Here is an 18,398-nt window from a genome sequence, read left to right on the forward strand (position 1 = left end):
TCACCTGACCTGCCGATCCGAGGACCACTGCCATGACCGCCATCCCCGCCGCCCGGCCCACCGGAGCACACCGAGGCCGCCGGACGGCCGGCCGCCGCTCCGGCCTGCCGGAAGACGCCCCGCGCTGGGAGCGCCCGGCGCTCGCCGCGGTACTGGCCGTCGCCACGGTCCTGTACGCCTGGGGCATCGGGAACGCCGCGCTTCACCCCTTCTACGGCGCGGCGATACGGTCGATGTCCGAGAGCTGGCGTGCCTTCTTCTTCGGCGGGCTCGACGCGAGCGGTTCCATCAGCATCGACAAGCTGCCCGGCGCCTTCTGGCCCGACGCCGTCTCCGTCTGGCTCTTCGGCCCGCACACCTGGGCGGCCGCGCTTCCGCAGGTCGTTGAGGGCGTGCTCACCGTATGGCTGCTGCACCGGATCGTACGGGCCTGGGCCGGTCCCCTCGCCGCGCTGATCGCCGCGCTGACGCTCACCCTCACCCCGGTCACCGTGGTGCTCAACCGTGCCACCATCCCGGACACCGCGCTCACCCTGCTCCTGGTGGCGGCCGCCGGTGCGCTGCAGAAGGCGGTGCGCACCGAGCGGCTGCTGCCGCTGATCACCTGTGGGATCTGGGTCGGTCTTGCCTTCCAGGCGAAGATGCTGCAGGCGTGGCTGGTGCTGCCGGTCTTCGCCGCGGTCTACCAACTCGCCGCGCCCGGAACCCGGTTGAACCGGGCCCTGCGCGTCCTGCTGGCCGGTGCGGTCTCCCTGGCGGTCTCCTGCTCCTGGGTGCTGATCGCCTGGGTGACGCCGGTCGCGAGCCGCCCCTACCTCGACGGCACGTCCGACAACGATCCGTTCGCCCTGGTCTTCGGCTACAACGGCCTCAGCCGCTTCAGCAGCGATGCCACCGCCTTCGGGGCCGTCGCGGGCACCGCCGCCAGCCGCACCACCGGCAACACCGGCTGGGACATGCTGATCAACCACACCGTCGGCCCGCAGGTGGCCTGGTTCCTGCCGCTCGCCGTGCTCGCCGCGGTCCTGGGCATCGTCTGGCGCGCCGGCCACCCGCGAACCGACCTGCTGCGCGCGGGATATGTGATGTGGGGCGGCTGGCTGGCCGTACACACCCTGGTGTTCAGCGCCTCCAACGGCAACCACGCCTACTACACCGCCGTCATCGCCCCGGCGCTCGCCGCGCTGGCAGGCGGCGGGCTCGCGCTCTTCCGAGCGGAGTACGAGGCGCGGTACGAGCCCGAGCCGGAGGCGCATACCGAATGGGAGCCGGAGGCGGAGCAGGAGGCAGGCGGCCGGCGGCACCTGGTGCTCCCGGCGGCGATAGCGCTGACGGCGGCGTGGGCGCTGGTGCTCGACTGGCCGACCCGGTTCGTCTCCTGGCTGCTGCCGGTCGCGGTGATGCTCGCCCTGTGGGGCGTGGTGGGCCTGTGGAGCCGTGGGCCGCGCACCTCCCCGCGGATGGTCCACGCCGCCCTCACCGCCGGGATCGCGGCCACCCTCGTCGTACCGGCAGGCTGGGCCGTCTCCGGCCTCAACCCGCTCTACGCGGGCGCAGCCACCTCGCCGATAGCCGGACCGGTCGGCAAGTCGTACTACGAGCATCCCCGCCACGCTCCGCGCAGGAGGGGGCTCGGTGAGCCCAACGCCCGGGACACCGCCCTGCTCGACTACCTCACCACGCACCGCCACGGCGAGAAGTACCTGCTCGCCACCCAGGCCGCCTACACCGCCGAGCCGCTGCTGCGCGCGAAGTCCGAGCCCATTCTCGTCATGGGCGGCTTCACCGGCAGCACCCCCTTCCCCACCGCCCGGCAACTCGGCAGTCTCGTCGCCACCGACCAGCTGCGCTACGCGCTGCTCACCACCCAGCGCCCCACCACTCCCGCCACCACCTGGGTGAAGTCCCACTGCACCCGCATCCGCCCCACGGCCTACGGCCGCCGCACCGCCGGCACCTTCGCCCTCTACGACTGCAACCCTCAGCGGTGAGACGACGTTCCCGACCGCAGGCCTTGGAGGCCGTATTCAACCGCTCGGTTGAAGACGGGTTCCTTCTCTGAGAGACCCCATCGGTCCGCACGGACGACGCGCAGCACCATCGGGCCCCACACGAATGACGATGCCCGTGGCGCGCACCGGCGTGCCGTTCGATCCCGCCCGCCTCGGCGGGGCTCTCCGGTCGGGCCGCGGGTTCGGTCTGCCCTCGGACGGGCCGACGTCGTGCGCGCTGCAGGCCCGGGCGCGCGGCTACGTTCTCAAGGCGGGGCCGCCGGAGGACCTGTTCCGGGCCGTGCGGAGCGCCGCCGAGGGCGGCTTGGGCCTCGCGGTCGTGCGACCCGTGTGCGCACGTGTTTGCATACGTCGGCGATATGTTCCGCTGCTTAGGCTGCACGCATGCGTGTGCTGATCGTGGAGGACGAGCCCTACCTGGCGGAAGCCGTCCGTGACGGTCTGCGGCTGGAGGCGATCGCCGCCGACATCGCCGGCGACGGGGACTCCGCCCTGGAACTGCTCAGCGTCAACTCCTACGACCTCGCGGTCCTGGACCGGGACATCCCCGGCCCGTCCGGTGACGAGGTCGCCCGGCGCATCGTCGCTTCCGGCAGCGGCATCCCGATCCTCATGCTCACCGCTGCCGACCGGATCGACGACAAGGCCTCCGGATTCGAGCTCGGCGCCGACGACTACCTCACCAAACCGTTCGAGCTGCGCGAGCTCGTCATGCGGCTGCGGGCGCTCGACCGCAGACGCGCGCACGCCCGGCCACCCGTACGCGAGATCGCGGGCCTGCGGCTGGACCCCTTCCGCCGGGAGGTCTTCCGCGACGGACGCTATGTCGCCCTCACCCGCAAACAGTTCGCCGTGCTCGAGGTCCTCGTCGCGGCAGAAGGCGGTGTCGTCAGCGCCGAAGAGCTGCTGGAGCGGGCCTGGGACAACAACGCCGACCCCTTCACCAACGCCGTCCGCATCACCGTCTCCGCCCTGCGCAAACGACTCGGCGAACCATGGCTCATCGCCACGGTGCCCGGCGTCGGCTACCGCATCGACACCGGCACCCCACCCGGCGGCACTCATGCATAGACGTCCACGGCTCAGCGCCCGACTGAAACTCACCCTCAGCTACGCCGGTTTCCTCCTGCTCGCAGGCGCTCTCCTGCTGGGCGTGATGTGGGTGTTCGTACTGCGCTGGCTCCGGACCGACGACCCGAAAGCTCTCCAGCACCGGGTCGGCGTCGTCATCATCACCGGGCTCAACCGCTCCGATGCCCTGCGCGGCTTCGTCCCCGCCGCGGCCGCGGCACTGGCCTTCCTCCTCGTCTTCGGCCTGGTGGGAGGGTGGATCCTCGCCGGCCGGATGCTCGTACCACTGACCCGGATCGCGGATGCGGCGCGGACGGCCGCGAGCGGATCGCTGTCCCACCGGATCCGCATGGAAGGCCGCGAGGACGAGTTCCGCGAACTCGCCGACGCCTTCGACACCATGCTCGAACAACTCGAGTCCCACGTCGCCGAACAGCAGAGGTTCGCCGCGAACGCCTCCCACGAACTGCGCACTCCGCTGGCGATCTCCCAGACACTCCTGGAGGCCGCCCGCAACGACCCCACGCGGGATCAGGGCGAACTCATCGAGCGCCTCCACACCGTCAACACGCGGGCGATCAACCTCACCGAGTCCCTTCTGCTGCTCAGCCGCGCCGACGCCAGGAGTTTCACCCGCGAACCCGTCGATCTCTCCCTCATGGCGGAAGAAGCCGCCGAAACACTGCTTCCTCTCGCCGAGAAGCGCCGGATCACGCTCGCCGTCACCGGCGAGCCGACCCAGACCGTGGGCTCCGCGGCGCTCGTCCTGCGGATGGTGACGAACCTCGTCCAGAACGCCATCGTGCACAACCTTCCCGTCGGCGGGACCGTGACGGTCCACACCGAAGCCCAGCACGACGCAGGCGTGTTGCGGGTCGAGAACACCGGCCCGCCACTCGCCCCGGAGCTGGTACCGACCCTCACCGAACCCTTCCAGCGCGGAACGGAACGCGTACGCACCGACGACCACGCAGGCGTCGGTCTCGGCCTGGCCATCGTGCACAGCATCGTCCGGGCACACGACGGCACCCTCGACCTCGCGCCCCGCCCCACCGGCGGTCTCGTCGTCACGATTCGACTACCTGGCGGGGCCCACTAGCTCACTGCCCGACGCTCATGCAATATCTGACCACTCCCTGATGAGCCGACCGACGCCCATGCAGCGTGCTCCGCTCCCAGCCGGCGGCCTCCGCCGACGTCCGCACCATCAGGGCCGACTGCGCCCGCCGCCGCAGGTACGCCCCACTGTGCGGACGGATCCCGACAGCGCCCGGATCGGTGTGCACCTGCGGGAGGAACGCTGCGGCGAAGAACCCTCGGCCGCCCGGGGATGCCGCCCACCGGTGTGTGCCCTGTTCCGACCCTCTCAATCCGCGGCCGTCCGCTCCCCGGCGGGGCGCCTGCGCAATGCGGGCTCGGTGAGCGACTGCGGCTGCCACACGCCGTCGGCCCGGTAGAGATCGGTGCCGGGTGCCACGATCTCGTCGATACGGTCGAGCACCGCGTCGTCGAGCAACAGGTCGGCTCCCTTGAGCAAGGAGCTGAGTTGGTCCATCGTGCGTGGACCGATGATCACCGACGTGACGGCCGGGTGCACCAGCGGGAAGGCGACGGCCAGTTCCGGCAGGGTGCGGCCCATCTCCTCGGCGAGCGCGACGAGTTGCTCGACGGCCGCGAACTTCGCCGGGTTGCCCGGGGCGTCGGGGTCGAAGCGGTGCGGGGTGAGTCTGGCGCGGCCGGTGGTGAGATCGACGGGCCGGCCCGCGCGGTACCCGCCGGACAGGAATCCCGAGGCCAGCGGCGACCAGGTCAGCACGCCCATGCCCAGGCGCTGCGCGGTGGGCAGCACGGCCCGTTCGATGCCGCGCGCGAGAATCGAGTACGGCGGCTGCTCGGTGCGCATCCGCATCAGCCCGCGCCGCTCCGCCACATGATGAGCCTCGACGAGGTCCTCGGCGGGGAACGTGGAGCAGCCGAATGTCCGGATCTTGCCCGCCCTCACCAGGTCGGTGAGGACGGACAGCGTCTCCTCGATGTCGGTGGTGTGGTCGGGGCGGTGTACTTGGTAGAGGTCGATCCAGTCCGTGTCCAGCCGCCGCAGGCTGTCCTCGACGGCCTTGAGGATCCAGCGGCGCGAATTGCCGCTGCGGTTGCGTCCCTCCCCGAGCGGAAAGTGCACCTTCGTGGCGAGCACGACGTCGTCGCGTCTGCCCTTGAGAGCCTTGCCGACGATCTCCTCGCATTCGCCGGCCGAGTACATGTCGGCGGTGTCCACGAAGTTGATGCCCGCATCCAGGGCCGCATGGATGATGCGGGCACTGTCCTCGTGGTCGGGATTGCCGACGGCACCGAACATCATCGTGCCGAGGCAGTGTGTGCTGACCTCGATGCCGGTCTTGCCGAGGACTCGATAGCGCATTGCGGTGCTCCGTCGCGGGCGGGGGCAGGTCGGAAGCGTGACTCTAGGACTTGGAGTGCACTTGACCGCAAGGGGGACCTGACCGATGGCCTCGCGGCGCGTGCAGGTGGAGTCGCACCAGGACAGGGTGCGGTGCCCGGGGACGCAGCCGATGGGCGACTACGATCAGGTGCTCGATTCGTCCTGTGTAGAGACCTCGGCGGACGTGCGGTGGAGAAGTTCCTCGTTGTGCTGCCCCAGGCGCGGCGGCGGTAGGCGGTATTGGACCGGTGTCCCGCTGAGCGCGATGGGGTTCGCGATCTGACGGGAGGGCGGGCCTTCGGCTTCGTCGGCGGGGGCGGCGGGGATCTCGACGATGCCGGGGAGACCGAGTTTCCGGGCGAAGTCGAAGGCCTCTTCGAGGGTGTTGACCGGTCCGGCGGGCACGCCCGCGGCCAGCAGGACCGAGGACCAGTGGTCCGCGCCCGCGGCGGCCAGCCGTTCGCTCAGGATGTCCCTCAGTTCGGTGCGATGGGCGACCCGGTCGGCATTGGTGCGGAAGCGGTCGTCGAAGGCGAGACCGGGCTCGCCGACGATCTCGGCGAGCGCCGCGAACTGCCGGTCGTTGCCCACGGCGATCGCGAGGGGGCGATCCGCGGCAGGGAAGGTCTCGTACGGGGCGATGCTCGGATGCGCGTTGCCCAGGCGCCCCGGAACCACACCGGCGACGGCGAACGCCGACGCCTGGTTGACCATGGCCGACAGCAGCGAGCCGAGCAGATTGACCTCGACGCGCTGCCCTTCCCCGGTGGCGTCCCGGTGCCGGAGGGCGGCAAGGATGCCGAGCGTGGCGTGCAGACCGGTGATCACGTCGACGAGTGCCACGCCCGCCTTCGTCGGCTCCCCGGCCGCGTCCCCGGTCACGCTCATCAGACCGCCGACGGCCTGCACGAGCAGGTCGTATCCGGGGATCGTCGCGCCGGCACCGGCCCCGAAGCCGCTGATCGAGCAGTAGACCAATCCCGGGTGCCGGGCGAGGAGTTCGCGGTGGCCGAGCCCCAGCCGGTCCATCGTGCCGGGACGGAAGTTCTCCACCAGGACGTCGGACTCGGCGACCAGGGCACGGGCCTGCTCCAGGCCGGCCTCGGTCGCGAGGTCCAGGGTGACGGACCTCTTGTTGCGGTTGACGCTCAGGAAGTACGTCGACGTGCCGTCCCGGTCCGCCGGGGGCTGCCAGGCCCGGGTGTCGTCCCCCGTGCCCGGCCGCTCCACCTTCACCACGTCGGCGCCGAGATCGGCGAGCAGCATGGTGGCGTAGGGCCCCGCGAGGACCCGGGAGAAGTCGGCGACGCGCAGACCCGCCAGCGCGCCGCCCCCGGCTGCGCCGAGTACGCCGGACCGTCCGTCCGGCGCGTTGTCCTGAGTGCTCACGCGCCCTCCTCCTCTGATCGTCCCGCTCACGCGATCGCCGGCGCGAGAGAGCTGCCGGTCATCGACCAGCGTCGCGGCGCTCGACGCTGAAGTCGAACGCCAGGGTTCCCGCGTCGCGTACCGAGACCCCGCCGTCCACTGTGAGGACCGCGCCGTTCACGAACGACGCGGCGGGCGAGAGCAGCCAGGCGATCGCCTCGGCGACCTCCGACGGGTCGCCGGGGCGCCCCGCGGGCACCAGCTTCGTCGCCTCCTCGTAGGCCTCGTCCACGCCGTCGCCCAGTCCGGATTCCTCGGCGAAGCGGGCCATACGACGATCAGCCATCTCGGTGCGTACCCAGGTGGGGCACACCGTGTTGGCGCGCAGCCCCTGGCTGCCGTAGTCGACGGCCAGCGAGCTGCACAGCTGAAGCAGCGCGGCCTTGGAGGTGGCGTACGCGGCGTTGCCGACCCCGTTGCGCAAGGCCGCGACGGAGGCGACGGCAACGACCGAACCGCGGGTCTTGAGCAGGTGCGGGAGTGCGGCGCGCAGCAGCAGGAAGGGGCCCGTCAGGTTGGTGCGCATCACCAACTCCCATGTCTCGTCCGAGAGATCTCCCACCGCGCCGCTGCGTCCGACGCCCGCGTTGAGGACCAGTCCGTCGAGCCTGCCGTAGCGGGAGACCGTGGCCTCGACGAGTTCATCCACGGCGGTCGCGTCCGTGAGATCAGCGGCGTGCGGCAGGGCGCCGGTCTCGTCGGCGATGCGCTGCAGCGGCTCGGGCCGTCGGCCGGCGATGACGACCTCGTGTCCGCCGGCTCGCAGCAGCGTGGCGGTTGCGGCGCCGATGCCGGTGCCTCCGCCGGTGACCACCACGACACGCTTGTCCGTCATGACCGTTGGGCCTCCTCGTCAACCGGAAATCAGACCTTCGTGATCTTACGCAGACCCGCCTCGGGGACGTCAGCTCGCATTGACCTCAAGTGCGCTTGAGGGAACAGCCTTCAGGCATGGACATCGAAGAGATGCAGCGACAGTTGCAGGCCCTGACCGACCGCGCCGAGATCACCGACCTGCTGGACCGCTACCTGCGTTCCCTGGACGAGGGGGTTTTCGACGAGGAATGGGCTCGCACGTTCCACACGGAAGGCGTCACCGCGGAGATGCCCATCGGCACCGTCCACGGTCGCGATGCTCTGCTGGCCCGCGTCCGGCAGGGCATGGCGCTGTTCGACCGGACCGTGCACATGGGCACCAACGCGATCATCGAGATCGAGGGCGATCGGGCCACCACCCGTAGCGCCCAGCTGAGCACCCACGTCCTGGCGGACGGCACCGGCAGCGTCTTCATCTCCGCGGGCCATGCCGACGCCGAACTGGTCAGGACGGCCGAGGGCTGGCGGATCTCCGCCTCGAGCCTGCGGGTGGTGTGGACCCAGGGTCGACCTCCGCAGGTGCCGGCACCCACTACGGGCAGGGCTTGACGTGCAGGCGGAGCATGGGCGCCGGACGAGCAGCACTTCAGTCTCCCCTGGGCGGGCTCGTGGTCCACGCCCTCGACCGTCACCGGGCCGGCCGCCCGGTCGACGGCCTGGTGCTCTCCCGGATCAGCTACCACATCCTGGGCCGCCTCGCCCTGGACGAATGCGGGATCGAGGTGGAGACCGTCCGCCCCGGCCGGACCATCGAACTCCTCGAAGCCGTCGTACGGATCGCCGGCCGCCCGGTGGTCCGGGCCCGGGCCTGGTTCCGCCGCCCTCGGCACCTCCGCGGTCGCGGGTGGCCCGGAGGACCGTCTCGCCCCGCCCGAGTCACTTCCACCGTGGCCGATGTCCGAGGTCCGGCCAGGTCTGACCGTCCATCTGCACCGCCGACCGTGCGGCCCCCCGGACCCGGACTGGACACCACGGTCGCCTTCGCCCCGTCCGGCCAGGGCCTGACCGGCACCGTCCTGCACGACCTCGACGGCCCGGTCGGACCCGCCCAGCAGATCCTCACGGTCAGGCCGCTGCCCAGGGAGGTGAGGAGTCCGGGGCGCCCGGCTCAGCGGACGATCCGGTAGAGGTGTTCGGGACGGCCGGTGGTTCCGTAGCGAAGTTCGAGCCGGACCATTCCCTCCCGTACGAGGTAGGAGAGATAACGCTGGGCGGTGGCGCGGGAGACGCCGGTGAGTTCGGCGGCCTGGGCCGCGGACAGGGACTCCTTGGCGGTCCGCAGCACCTGGTGCAGGAGGGCCAGGGTCGGCGCGGAGTGCCCCTTGGCCGGAACCCGGGGCACGGCCGGCGGGCGGGCGGCGCTGAAGAGGGCGTCCACATCGGCCTGGTCGGTCCGCTCGGCGAGTCCCAGGGCGTCCACGCGGTGCTGGAGTTCGCGGTAGGCGGTGAGCCGCTCGGCCAGGTCGGCGGCGCCGAACGGCTTGACCAGGTAGCCCACGGCGCCGAGCTTCATGGCGGTCCGCACCGAGGTGATGTCCCGGTCGGCGGTGATCATGATGGCGTCGGGCCGGGCGCCGCCCGCGTCCCCGCTGAGCTGCCGCAGCGCATCCAGTCCGCTGCCGTCCGGCAGGAAGATGTCGAGCAGCAGCAGATCGGGGTGCAGGGTGCGCACGGCGTCCAGGGTCTCGGCCACCGTCGCCGCCCGGCCGACCACTTCGAAGCCTTCGACGCGGGAGGCGTAGTCGCGGTGGATGTCGCTGACGCGGAAGTCGTCGTCCACCACCAGAATCCTGATCATCCGCGGTCACCTCCGGTCGGCGAGGCCGTCGTGAACTGTGCATCCCGTCGTACGGGAGTGGCGTCCTGCAGCGGCAGTGCGACGGTGAAGACGGCGCCCGGGCCCTCGCTGACCGTGATGGTCCCGCCGTGCCGCGCGGCCAGCCGGTGGACCAGGGCCAGGCCGAGGCCGCGCCGTGCGGTCCCCCGGTCGGGCCGGGTCGACCAGCCGTCCTCGAAGATCGACTCGGCGGCGCCCGGCGGAATCCCCGGGCCGCTGTCGGCGACCCGCACCAGCACCTGGTCGACGGCCTCCACCAGCGAGAGCCGCACCTCGCGGCCGCCCGCCGGGGGCGGTCCGCCGGCCGCCGCGTCGATCGCGTTGTCCAGCAGATTGCCGACGATGGTCAGCAGCCGGCGCAGATGCGGCGGGTCCTCGCCGAGCGCGGAGTCGTCGCTGAGTTCCATGTGCACACCGCGTTCCGCGGCCACCGTGGTCTTGGCGACGATCAGTCCGACGAGCAGCGGGTTGCCGATCCGTTCGCGTACGGACTCGGTCAGCGCCTGGTCGGCGCCGGCCGACTCGACGGCGTATGCGTAGGCGGCGTCGTGGTCGCCGATGTCCAGCAGCCCGGCCAGGGTGTGCATACGGTTGGTGAACTCGTGCTGCTGAGCGCGCAGGGCGTCGGTCAGTCCGCGTACGGAGTCCAGTTCGCGCAGCAGCCCGATCAGCTCGGTGCGGTCGCGCACGGTGACCACCGCGCCCAGTTCACGGCCGTGCAGGGTCACCGGCATCCGGTTGACCACCAGGCAGTGGTCGTCGGTCAGCACATTGAGGTCGGCGCCGGTCAGGGTGCCGTCCAGGGCGCGGCGCAGCCGTCCGTCGGGCAGCACCTCCTCGATGGTGCTGCCGAGCGCCGTGCCGAGGCCGAGCAGGGTCCGGGCCTCGTCGTTGACGACGGTGATCCTGCCGTCGGGGTCGAAGGCGATGACGCCCTCGCGGATGCCGTGCAGCATCGCCTCACGGTCCTGCAGCAGTCCGGCGATCTCCTCCAGCTCCAGGCCGAACGTCGTCCGCTTCAGCCGCCTGGCCAGCAGGAACGCGGCAGCCGAGCCGAGGGCGACGGCGATCGCGGAGTACAGGGCGAAGGTGGGCAGCTCACGCCACAGCTCGCCCAGCACAAACTGCTCGGGGATGCCCGCGGACACCTCGCCGACCAGCTTGCCGTCGGGCGCCCTCAGCGGAGCCTTGCCGTTGGCGGAGCGTCCGGTGGCGCCCTGGTCGGTGCCGACGTGCGACGTGCCGTCGAGGACCACGATCTGGTCGCCGGTCGGTTCGCCGACCAGCGACGGGTCGGGGTGGGAGTGGCGGACTCCGTGCAGATCGAGGACGACCACGTAGGACGCGCCGGACGCCTTCCGGATCCGTTCGGCGACGGTCTGGACGATGCCGTCGCCGCCGCCGTGCGCCATGGCCTGCCGGATCTGCGGTTCTGCGGCCGTGGTCTTCGCGATGGCCAGCGCCCTTTTCTCGTAGGCACGGTCGATCTCGGCCCGCTGGGCGAATGCGAACAGGACGAAGCCGATGACTCCGGTGAGGGTCAGGATCGCCAGCTGGTTGGCCAGGATCCGCGCGGAGAGCCGCCCCTTCCCGCCGCGGCCGAACGGGATACGGATGGGTGTCACGGGTGTCTCTGCCTGTCTTACGAGGCCCGGGCGCGGCCCCTGCGCCGCACCCGTGGTGGCGTGATTGTGCCCCGACACCGGGCTTGTGCCCACCCCCGGTCCATTGAGCAGAACGCGCAAAACTGCAGGGAACACGGCTAACGCGAGATACAGCTGAAACAGCGACGTAATACTCCGCGGCCTCTAGCGTCTGCCTTCCTCGACCTCCGAGGTTAGGAAGGAGAGGCCTCAGATGGCTTCGCGAAACGATGCGGCGGTGAGCCCGGTCGCCGAGAAGGTCGGCCAGGACAGCGCACGAGTCGAGATATCCGGGCTCACCAAACGATTTCTGACTCCTGCGGGTGAGGTGTTCACGGCGCTGCAGGACGTTTCGTTCACCGTGGAGCCCGGCCAGTTCTGTGCGGTGGTGGGCCCGACCGGCTGCGGCAAGTCGACGACCCTGAGCTTGGTGTCCGGGCTCGACCGGCCCAGCGAGGGTTCCGTCAAGGTGGGCGGCCGAGAGGTGGACGGCGTCACCGACGGCGTCAGCTTCATGTTCCAGGCCGATGCGCTGCTGCCCTGGAAGACCGTCCTCGGCAATGTGCTGATGGGCCCCGTCTTTCGCGGTGTGCCCAAGCAGCAGGCCCAGGCCTCGGCGCGCGACTGGCTGCGCCGGGTGGGCCTGACCGGGTTCGAGGACCGCTATCCGCACCAGCTCTCCGGCGGTATGCGCAAGCGCGTGGCGATGGCCGCGGCGCTGATCAACGAACCCCGAATCCTGATCATGGACGAGCCGTTCGGCGCCCTGGACGTGCAGACCAAGGCGATCATGTCGACCGAGCTGCTCGGCCTGTGGGAGCAGATCCGGCCGTCGGTCATCTTCATCACCCACGACCTCGACGAGGCCGTGGCGCTCGCCGACCGGGTCGTCGTCATGACGTCCGGCCCCGGCTCGGTCAAGGCGGTCTTCGACATCGATCTGCCGCGCCCGCGCGGCTCGGTCCAGGAGATCCGTTTCCAGCCCCGCTTCATCGAACTTCAGCACCAGATCTGGGACTCGCTGCGCGAGGAGGTGGAGCGCGCCTACGCACGCACCGCAGGAGGTACGGCATGAGTACGACATCGACCGCTTCCGCCGCCCCGGTCAAGGACGGCACACCGGTCTCGGCCACGAGCGCCGCCAGGAGGGCCGTGCGACGGCGCATCGCGCTCGTGTGGGCGGGCCGCGTCGGTCTCGCGGTCCTCGTGATCGGCGGCTGGCAGGCCTTCACCGCCTGGGGGATCGTCGACAAGTTCTTCTTCGGGCAGCCGTCCGGCATCGCCCAGCGGCTGGTGGACCTCATCCGGCACGGCACCGAGTTCGGGTCCTTCTACGCCAACATCTGGACCACGCTCCAGGAGGCGCTCGCCGGCTTCGCCCTCGGGTCCGTCACCGGAGTGATCTTCGGTGTGGTGCTCGGCCAGAGCCGCTACCTGTCCGACGTGCTCGGCCCCTACATCAAGATGGTCAACGCGATCCCGCGCATCGTGCTCGGCTCGATCTTCATCGTTGCGTTCGGCATCGGTGTGCTGCCGAAGATCCTGCTCGCCGCGGTGCTGGTGTTCTTCATCGTCTTCTTCAACGCCTTCCAGGGCGTGCGCGAGGTCGACCCCAACATCCTCGCCAACACCAGGGTGCTGGGCGCCTCGCAGATGCAGATCACCCGGCATGTCATCGTGCCCTCCGCGCTCACCTGGATCATCGCCAGCCTGCACAGCGCCTTCGGCTTCGCCATCGTCGGCGCCCTGGTCGGCGAGGTGCTCGGCGCGCAGAGCGGCCTGGGGCTGGTCATCAAGACCGCGCAGAACAACTTCGACCCCAACGGCGTGTTCGCCACGATGCTCGTCATCTCGGTGATCGTGCTCGGCGCAGAGTGGCTGATCGGCAAGCTGGAGCACCGGCTGCTGTCCTGGCGCCCGCCGGCCCCGTCAGAGGCCGCCAACACCATCTGACCCCACCTCTCCCCCACGCACCACGCCTCTCCACCTCAGCAAAGGATTGTGACCAGCCATGTCCGCACGACCCGTCACCGTCGCCGCGTCTCTCCTCACCGTTCTCGCCCTCGGCGCGGTCAGCGCCTGTGCCGGCAGCTCCGGCAGCGCCACCGCGAGCAGCGGCGGCGGAACGCCGACCGTCAAGCTCATGGCCGGCGGCCTCGACAAGCAGATCTACCTGCCGTACCAGCTCGCCCAGAACCTCGGGTTCTACAAGAAGTACGGCGTCGACGTGCAGCTCAGCACCGAGCAGGACGGCGGTGTCGGCGCCGAGGAGGCCATGGCCTCAGGTCAGGTCGACATGGCGGGAGCCTGGTACAACCACACGATCGAGTTCCAGGCGAAGGGCAAGGCGGTCGAGGACGTCGTGCAGCTCTCCGGCGCACCGGGTGAACGTGAGATGTGCACCCGGAAGTCGGGGGTCCACTCCGCCGCCGACTTCAAGGGGAAGACCCTCGGCGTCACCGATCTCGGCTCGGGCACCGACACCCTCACCCAGTTCCTGGCCGCCAAGAAGGGCCTCAAGACCAGCGACTTCCACCGGATCGGGGTCGGTGCGGGCTCCACCGCGATCGCCGCGCTGCAGAACGGCAAGGTCGCGTGCGTCATGACGACGCAGCCGACGGTGGCCGCGATCGAGAAGAAGGGCGTCGGCGTCTCCGCGGTCGACCTGGCCAGCACCGCGGGCGCCACCGCCGCGATGGGCGGCGCCTTTCCCGCGGCCGGTGTGCTCGCCCGCACCGACTGGGTGAACTCCCACAAGGACACGGTGCAGAAGGTCGTGGACGCGCTCGTGGCCACCCTGCACTGGATGAACACCCACAGCGCGGCCGACATCGCGAACAAGCTGCCGGCGTCGTTCGTGTCGAACCAGTTGGTGACCAAGGCCGACTACATCTCGGCCCTGACGAAGGACAAGGGCCAGTTCCTCCCGGACGGCATCATGCCGGCCGGAGGTCCGAAGACCTCGTTGGCGACGGAGAAGCTGGTCGGGAACGTGACGTCGTCGGTGGACCTCAGCAAGACGTTCACGAACGAGTTCGCTCTGCAGGCCAACAAGACCGAGGGCTTCAAGACCACCACGACCCCGGCCGGCCCGAACGGCTGAGCCGGCACCCTTCACGGGGCCGTCCGGGCGACTTGTGGCCCGGGCGGCCCCGGGCCGTTCACTCCGTGTTCGGCCGCGCGAGTCCGAGGTCGTAGGCGAAGATCACTGCCTGGATGCGGTCCCGGGCACCGATCTTGGCGAGGACGCGGCCCACGTGTGTCTTGACGGTGGATTCGGACAGCACGAAGTGCCCGGCGATCTCGCCGTTGGTCCAGCCCTTGCCGACGGCGACGAGGATCTCGCGCTCGCGGTCGGTGAGGGAGCTCAGCCTCGGGTCCTCGGCGAGGTCGCCCCGGTGCGCGGGTACGTACTGGGCGAACTCGTCCAGGAGGCGGCGGGTGAGCGCGGGCGCGATCACCGCGTCGCCGATCGAGACGGCACGGATACCCGCGAGGAGTTCCTCCGGGCGGGCGTCCTTGAGGAGGAAGCCGCTGGCCCCGGCGCGCAGGGCGGCGTGCACGTACTCGTCGAGGTCGAAGGTGGTGAGCACGAGGACGCGCGAACGCTCGCCGGCGGCGACGATGCGGCGGGTGGCCTCGATGCCGTCCATGCCCGGCATCCGGATGTCCATCAGCACGACGTCCGGGCGCAGTTCGGCGGCCTTGCGGACGGCCTCGGCGCCGTGGGCCGCCTCGCCGACGACCTCGGTCTCGGCGACGGAGTCCAGGAGGATGCGGAAGCCGTAGCGTTGCAGCGGCTGGTCGTCCACGACGAGCACCGTGGTCACCGGACACCGCCCTGGGGTGTGAGGTCGAGGACGGCCTCGACGCTCCAGCCTCCGCCGCCCGCCGGTCCCGCGCTGACGGTGCCGCCGTAGAGCGCCGCCCTCTCCCGCATGCCCACCAGTCCGTGCCCTTCTTCGTGCGGGCCCGGCGGTGCAGCCGGGCCGGTGTCCTGGACCCGGATGGTCAGCCGGGTGTCCCTCTCGATGATCGCCAGATGCACCCGGGTGTCGGCCTCGGCGTGTTTGAGGGTGTTGGTGAGGGCTTCCTGGACGATGCGATACGCCGTCAGCTGCACCCCGCTGTCGAGGGCTTCGACGTCGCCGGAGGTGCGGTAGACGACCTCCAGTCCGGCCGCGCGCACCTTGGCGCACAGGGCGTCGATGTCCGCGATGCCGGGCTGCGGGCTGAGTTCGGGCCCGGCCGAGGGGCCGTCCGCCGCCTCGCGCAGCACACCGAGTACGCGCCGCAGCTCGCCCAGGGCCTGCCGGCCGGTGTCGCCGATGAGCTGGAGCGCCTCCTTGCCGCGTTCGGGAGCGAGGTCACTGGCGTAGGCACCGGCGTCCGCAAGGGTGATGATGACGGACAGGTTGTGGCCGACGATGTCGTGCATCTCGCGGGCGACACGGGTGCGTTCGGTGACCGCGGCCAGCCTGCTGCGCTGGTCGCGTTCGACCTCCAGCCGGGCGGCCCGCTCGCGCAGTCCGGCCAGCTGGGCCCGGCGGATGCGGACCATCAGGCCGAGCGCGAGGGCCGCGGTCGTGGTGCTCAGCAGGAAGAACAGCGCGTCCCAGACGGACATGGCGGCGGACACCCGCAGGGCGACCAGCACCATGGCACCAGCCATGGCGGCGCAGGCCCACGGCAGTTGCTTCAGCCGGCCGTGCAGGGCCAGGCTGTACAGGGCGACGAAGAGGGCGATGTCCGCCCGCAGCACCGCGTTCAGGGACCACTGCAGGACGAACACCGCGGCGATGACACCGAAGGCGGCCAGGGGCCGGCGCCGCCGCCACAGCAGGGGCAGCACCAGTCCGGCCTGCAGTGCCAGCATCCCGGCGAGGGGCAGCTGGGTGAAGACGAGCCGGAAGCGGCGCGGGCCGTCGCCGTCGCCGGCCCCGGCGTGCAGCAGATCGGGCAGGCAGAACATCAGGAAGACCAGGACCACGACCGCGGTGTCCAGCACCCACGGACGGTTCCGGTCGGCCTGTCTGAGCCGCTGGCCGCCCCGGGACAAGCGGGCGACCAGCGGTCCCATCCCGCTGATGTCATCGGTGGTCACGGACGTCACCTGTCCATGGTGCGTCAGACGTCGCTGCGTGCGAGCCGGTAGGCCGCGCCGCCCAGCGCCAGCGCCGTCCAGCAGAGGAAGACCAGCAGCCCGGCGCCGGGTGACAGGGTCGTCGAGTCGTGGGTCAGGGCGAACATCGACTCTCCCGCGTTGGAGGGCAGGTAGGGGCTGATGTTGTCCTGCCAGGAGCTCGGCAGCAGCGAGATCAGTCCCGGGATCAGCATGAAGGTGGCCACCAGCACCGAGATCCCGCCGGCCACGGAGCGCAGCAGCGCGCCCAGCGCGGTGCCGATCACTCCGACCAGGCCGAGATACAGCCCGGCGCCCAGCAGGCTGCGCAGCACACCCGTGTGCGAGAGGCCCATGGCCGCGGGTGTGCCCGAGACGATGCCGCTGCCGAACAGGAAGGCGACGAACGCGCCCAGCGTCCCCACCGCAAGCGCGACCAGCCCGAACACGGCCGCCTTGGACCACAGCACGGGCAGCCTGCGGGGCACCGCCGCGAGCGTGGAGCGGATCATGCCGGTCGAGTACTCGCCCGCCGTGACCAGCACGCCGAGGACTCCGAGGGCCAGCTGGGCGAAGTTCGTACCGAAGAGGGACAGACTCACGGCCGTCGAGGTGGCGAAGTCCCGGTCCAGGTGGCCGGAGCTGGTCCCTGACTTGTACCGGCTCGCGGCGATCAGCCCGAACGCCACCAGGAACAGCAGGCCGAGGCCCAGGGTGATCCAGGTCGAACGCAGGGACCACAGCTTGGCCCACTCCGAGGACAGCACGCGCCGTCCGGTCACCCGGTAGGCGGGGCGGGCCGGTGCGGTGCGGGGTTCTTCGGCGGTCGCGGTGAGGGTGCTCATGCCGGCCTCCCGAGGGTCTCGATCCCGGTCGTGGATCCGTGGTACTCCACGGCCTCCCTGGTCAGGTCCATGAATGCCTCCTCCAGCGACACCGTCCTCGCGCTCAGCTCGAACAGGGGTATCCCGTGCTCGGCCGCCTTCAGCCCGATCTGGCGGGTGCTCAACCCGGTCACCTGCAGTTCCTCGGAGCCCACGCGCCCCGTGATGTCGACGCCCGGTCCCGCCAGGACGTCCCGCAGCCGCGCCGGGTCCTCGGTGGCGACCTTCACCGTGTCGCCGCCCGCCTCGCGGATGAGGTCGCCGACAGTGGTGTCGGCCAGCAGGCGTCCCCGGCCCACGATGATGAGGTGGTCCGCCACCAGCGCCATCTCGCTCATCAGATGCGAGGAGACGAACACCGTGCGGCCCTCGTCGGCGAGTGCCTTGAGCAGGTTGCGGATCCAGAGCACGCCCTCCGGGTCCAGCCCGTTGACCGGCTCGTCCAGCATCACCGTCTGCGGATCGCCCAGCAGCGCCGCCGCGATGCCCAGCCGCTGGCCCATCCCGAGGGAGAAGGCACCGGCCCGCTTCTTCGCCACACCGGCAAGACCGGCGAGGTCGATGACCTCGTCGACCCGGCGGCGCGGAATGCCGTGGGTCAGCGCGAGGGCCCGGAGGTGGTTGTACGCCGAGCGGCCCGGGTGGATCGACTTCGCCTCCAGCAGGGCCCCGACCTCCTGGAGCGGGGCCCGGTGGCGGGCGTAGTGGTGACCGTTCACGGTGACGGAGCCGCTCGTCGGGGCGTCGAGTCCGACGATCATGCGCATGGTGGTGGACTTTCCCGCGCCGTTGGGGCCCAGGAAGCCGGTCACCGTGCCCGGTTTCACGACGAAGTCCAGCCCGTCCACGGCCGTCTTGTCGCCGTACCTCTTGGTCAGCTGCCGTGCGTCGATCATTCGCGTTCTCTCTGTCGGCTTACGGCGTCCGTCGCTTCCGACGCCTCACCGGCAACGCTAGGAGCCGATCCGCCCGATCCCGTGGTACCGGGAGGCCGACCCGTGCGGAGCGCGTGGTACCGCGGTACTACTCGGCCACCGGCGGTGTCCGCGTTCTTGGGCTTCGCGTGGCCGCAGCGGGCGGTCCGG

At 70.8% G+C, this 18,398-nt stretch carries 16 protein-coding genes and 1 pseudogene; 8 read left to right on the top strand and 9 right to left on the bottom strand.

What is annotated here, in order from left to right:
* The first annotated feature begins 32 nt into the window (after nt 1–32).
* The 3 genes from ACFY1E_RS09840 to ACFY1E_RS09850 all read left to right on the top strand — a co-directional run bounded on the left by ACFY1E_RS09840 (nt 33) and on the right by ACFY1E_RS09850 (nt 4,182).
* Nucleotides 33–1,991: an ArnT family glycosyltransferase gene (locus ACFY1E_RS09840; protein ID WP_389073501.1), complete on the top strand. Its 1,959-nt coding sequence runs from the start codon at nt 33–35 to the stop codon at nt 1,989–1,991.
* Nucleotides 1,992–2,396: 405 nt separating this feature from the next.
* The gene (locus ACFY1E_RS09845; protein ID WP_115912004.1) at nt 2,397–3,083 is read left to right on the top strand and encodes a response regulator transcription factor; all 687 of its coding nucleotides are present in this window, start codon (nt 2,397–2,399) and stop codon (nt 3,081–3,083) included.
* Nucleotides 3,076–4,182, top strand: coding sequence for a sensor histidine kinase (locus tag ACFY1E_RS09850; protein WP_389073504.1), 1,107 nt, complete (start codon nt 3,076–3,078; stop codon nt 4,180–4,182). The genes ACFY1E_RS09845 and ACFY1E_RS09850 overlap by 8 nt, the downstream gene beginning before the upstream one ends.
* 267 nt (nt 4,183–4,449) lie before the next feature.
* Here the strand turns inward: ACFY1E_RS09850 and ACFY1E_RS09855 are convergent, their stop codons facing one another.
* The 3 genes from ACFY1E_RS09855 to ACFY1E_RS09865 form a co-directional block, all read right to left on the bottom strand.
* Entirely contained in the window at nt 4,450–5,502 is a 1,053-nt protein-coding gene (locus ACFY1E_RS09855) for an aldo/keto reductase (RefSeq protein ID WP_389073506.1), read from the bottom strand.
* Nucleotides 5,503–5,667: 165 nt separating this feature from the next.
* A complete protein-coding gene (locus ACFY1E_RS09860) occupies nt 5,668–6,912 on the bottom strand; it encodes a CaiB/BaiF CoA transferase family protein (RefSeq protein WP_389073509.1) in 1,245 nt (414 codons plus the stop codon).
* Between the two features lie 58 nt (nt 6,913–6,970).
* The gene (locus tag ACFY1E_RS09865; RefSeq protein ID WP_389073511.1) at nt 6,971–7,786 is read right to left on the bottom strand and encodes an SDR family NAD(P)-dependent oxidoreductase; all 816 of its coding nucleotides are present in this window, start codon (nt 7,784–7,786) and stop codon (nt 6,971–6,973) included.
* Nucleotides 7,787–7,902: 116 nt separating this feature from the next.
* Here ACFY1E_RS09865 and ACFY1E_RS09870 point away from each other — a divergent pair, with 116 nt between their 5' ends.
* Both ACFY1E_RS09870 and ACFY1E_RS09875 read left to right on the top strand, forming a co-directional pair.
* Nucleotides 7,903–8,376 carry a nuclear transport factor 2 family protein gene (locus ACFY1E_RS09870; protein WP_389073513.1) on the top strand — a complete coding sequence of 158 codons (474 nt, stop codon included), beginning with the start codon at nt 7,903–7,905 and terminating at the stop codon, nt 8,374–8,376.
* A 3-nt stretch (nt 8,377–8,379) separates the two neighbouring features.
* Nucleotides 8,380–8,954: pseudogene (locus ACFY1E_RS09875) on the top strand (acyl-CoA thioesterase domain-containing protein); the annotation flags it as partial.
* On the opposite strand, the gene ACFY1E_RS09880 reads toward ACFY1E_RS09875, so the two are convergent.
* On the bottom strand, nt 8,936–9,625 hold the full coding sequence (locus ACFY1E_RS09880) for a response regulator (RefSeq protein ID WP_389073515.1): 690 nt from the start codon (nt 9,623–9,625) through the stop codon (nt 8,936–8,938). The pseudogene ACFY1E_RS09875 and the gene ACFY1E_RS09880 overlap by 19 nt on opposite strands.
* On the bottom strand, nt 9,622–11,289 hold the full coding sequence (locus ACFY1E_RS09885; RefSeq protein WP_389073518.1) for an ATP-binding protein: 1,668 nt from the start codon (nt 11,287–11,289) through the stop codon (nt 9,622–9,624). Before ACFY1E_RS09885 ends, ACFY1E_RS09880 begins: the two co-directional genes overlap by 4 nt.
* 232 nt (nt 11,290–11,521) lie before the next feature.
* Between ACFY1E_RS09885 and ACFY1E_RS09890 the strand changes: the two genes are divergently transcribed.
* Genes ACFY1E_RS09890 through ACFY1E_RS09900 form a run of 3 tightly spaced genes read left to right on the top strand, consistent with a single transcriptional unit; the run spans nt 11,522 to nt 14,410 of the window.
* Nucleotides 11,522–12,382, top strand: a complete 861-nt coding sequence (locus ACFY1E_RS09890; protein WP_389073520.1) for an ABC transporter ATP-binding protein — start codon at nt 11,522–11,524, stop codon at nt 12,380–12,382.
* A complete protein-coding gene (locus tag ACFY1E_RS09895; RefSeq protein ID WP_389073522.1) occupies nt 12,379–13,260 on the top strand; it encodes an ABC transporter permease in 882 nt (293 codons plus the stop codon). The genes ACFY1E_RS09890 and ACFY1E_RS09895 overlap by 4 nt, the downstream gene beginning before the upstream one ends.
* Nucleotides 13,261–13,318: 58 nt before the next feature.
* Nucleotides 13,319–14,410: an ABC transporter substrate-binding protein gene (locus tag ACFY1E_RS09900; protein ID WP_389073525.1), complete on the top strand. Its 1,092-nt coding sequence runs from the start codon at nt 13,319–13,321 to the stop codon at nt 14,408–14,410.
* A 58-nt stretch (nt 14,411–14,468) separates the two neighbouring features.
* Here the strand turns inward: ACFY1E_RS09900 and ACFY1E_RS09905 are convergent, their stop codons facing one another.
* The 4 genes from ACFY1E_RS09905 to ACFY1E_RS09920 are packed head-to-tail and all read right to left on the bottom strand — an operon-like array spanning nt 14,469 to nt 18,209.
* Nucleotides 14,469–15,137, bottom strand: a complete 669-nt coding sequence (locus ACFY1E_RS09905) for a response regulator (protein WP_389073526.1) — start codon at nt 15,135–15,137, stop codon at nt 14,469–14,471.
* The gene (locus tag ACFY1E_RS09910; RefSeq protein ID WP_389073529.1) at nt 15,134–16,411 is read right to left on the bottom strand and encodes a sensor histidine kinase; all 1,278 of its coding nucleotides are present in this window, start codon (nt 16,409–16,411) and stop codon (nt 15,134–15,136) included. The genes ACFY1E_RS09905 and ACFY1E_RS09910 overlap by 4 nt, the downstream gene beginning before the upstream one ends.
* A 23-nt stretch (nt 16,412–16,434) precedes the next feature.
* Nucleotides 16,435–17,274, bottom strand: coding sequence for an ABC transporter permease (locus tag ACFY1E_RS09915; protein WP_389073530.1), 840 nt, complete (start codon nt 17,272–17,274; stop codon nt 16,435–16,437).
* Nucleotides 17,271–18,209 carry an ATP-binding cassette domain-containing protein gene (locus ACFY1E_RS09920; RefSeq protein WP_389073532.1) on the bottom strand — a complete coding sequence of 313 codons (939 nt, stop codon included), beginning with the start codon at nt 18,207–18,209 and terminating at the stop codon, nt 17,271–17,273. Before ACFY1E_RS09920 ends, ACFY1E_RS09915 begins: the two co-directional genes overlap by 4 nt.
* Between the last annotated feature and the right edge of the window lie 189 nt (nt 18,210–18,398).

Origin of the sequence: Streptomyces sp. NPDC001604 (assembly GCF_042893475.1) — a bacterium.
Classification (GTDB): Bacteria; Actinomycetota; Actinomycetes; order Streptomycetales; family Streptomycetaceae; genus Streptomyces.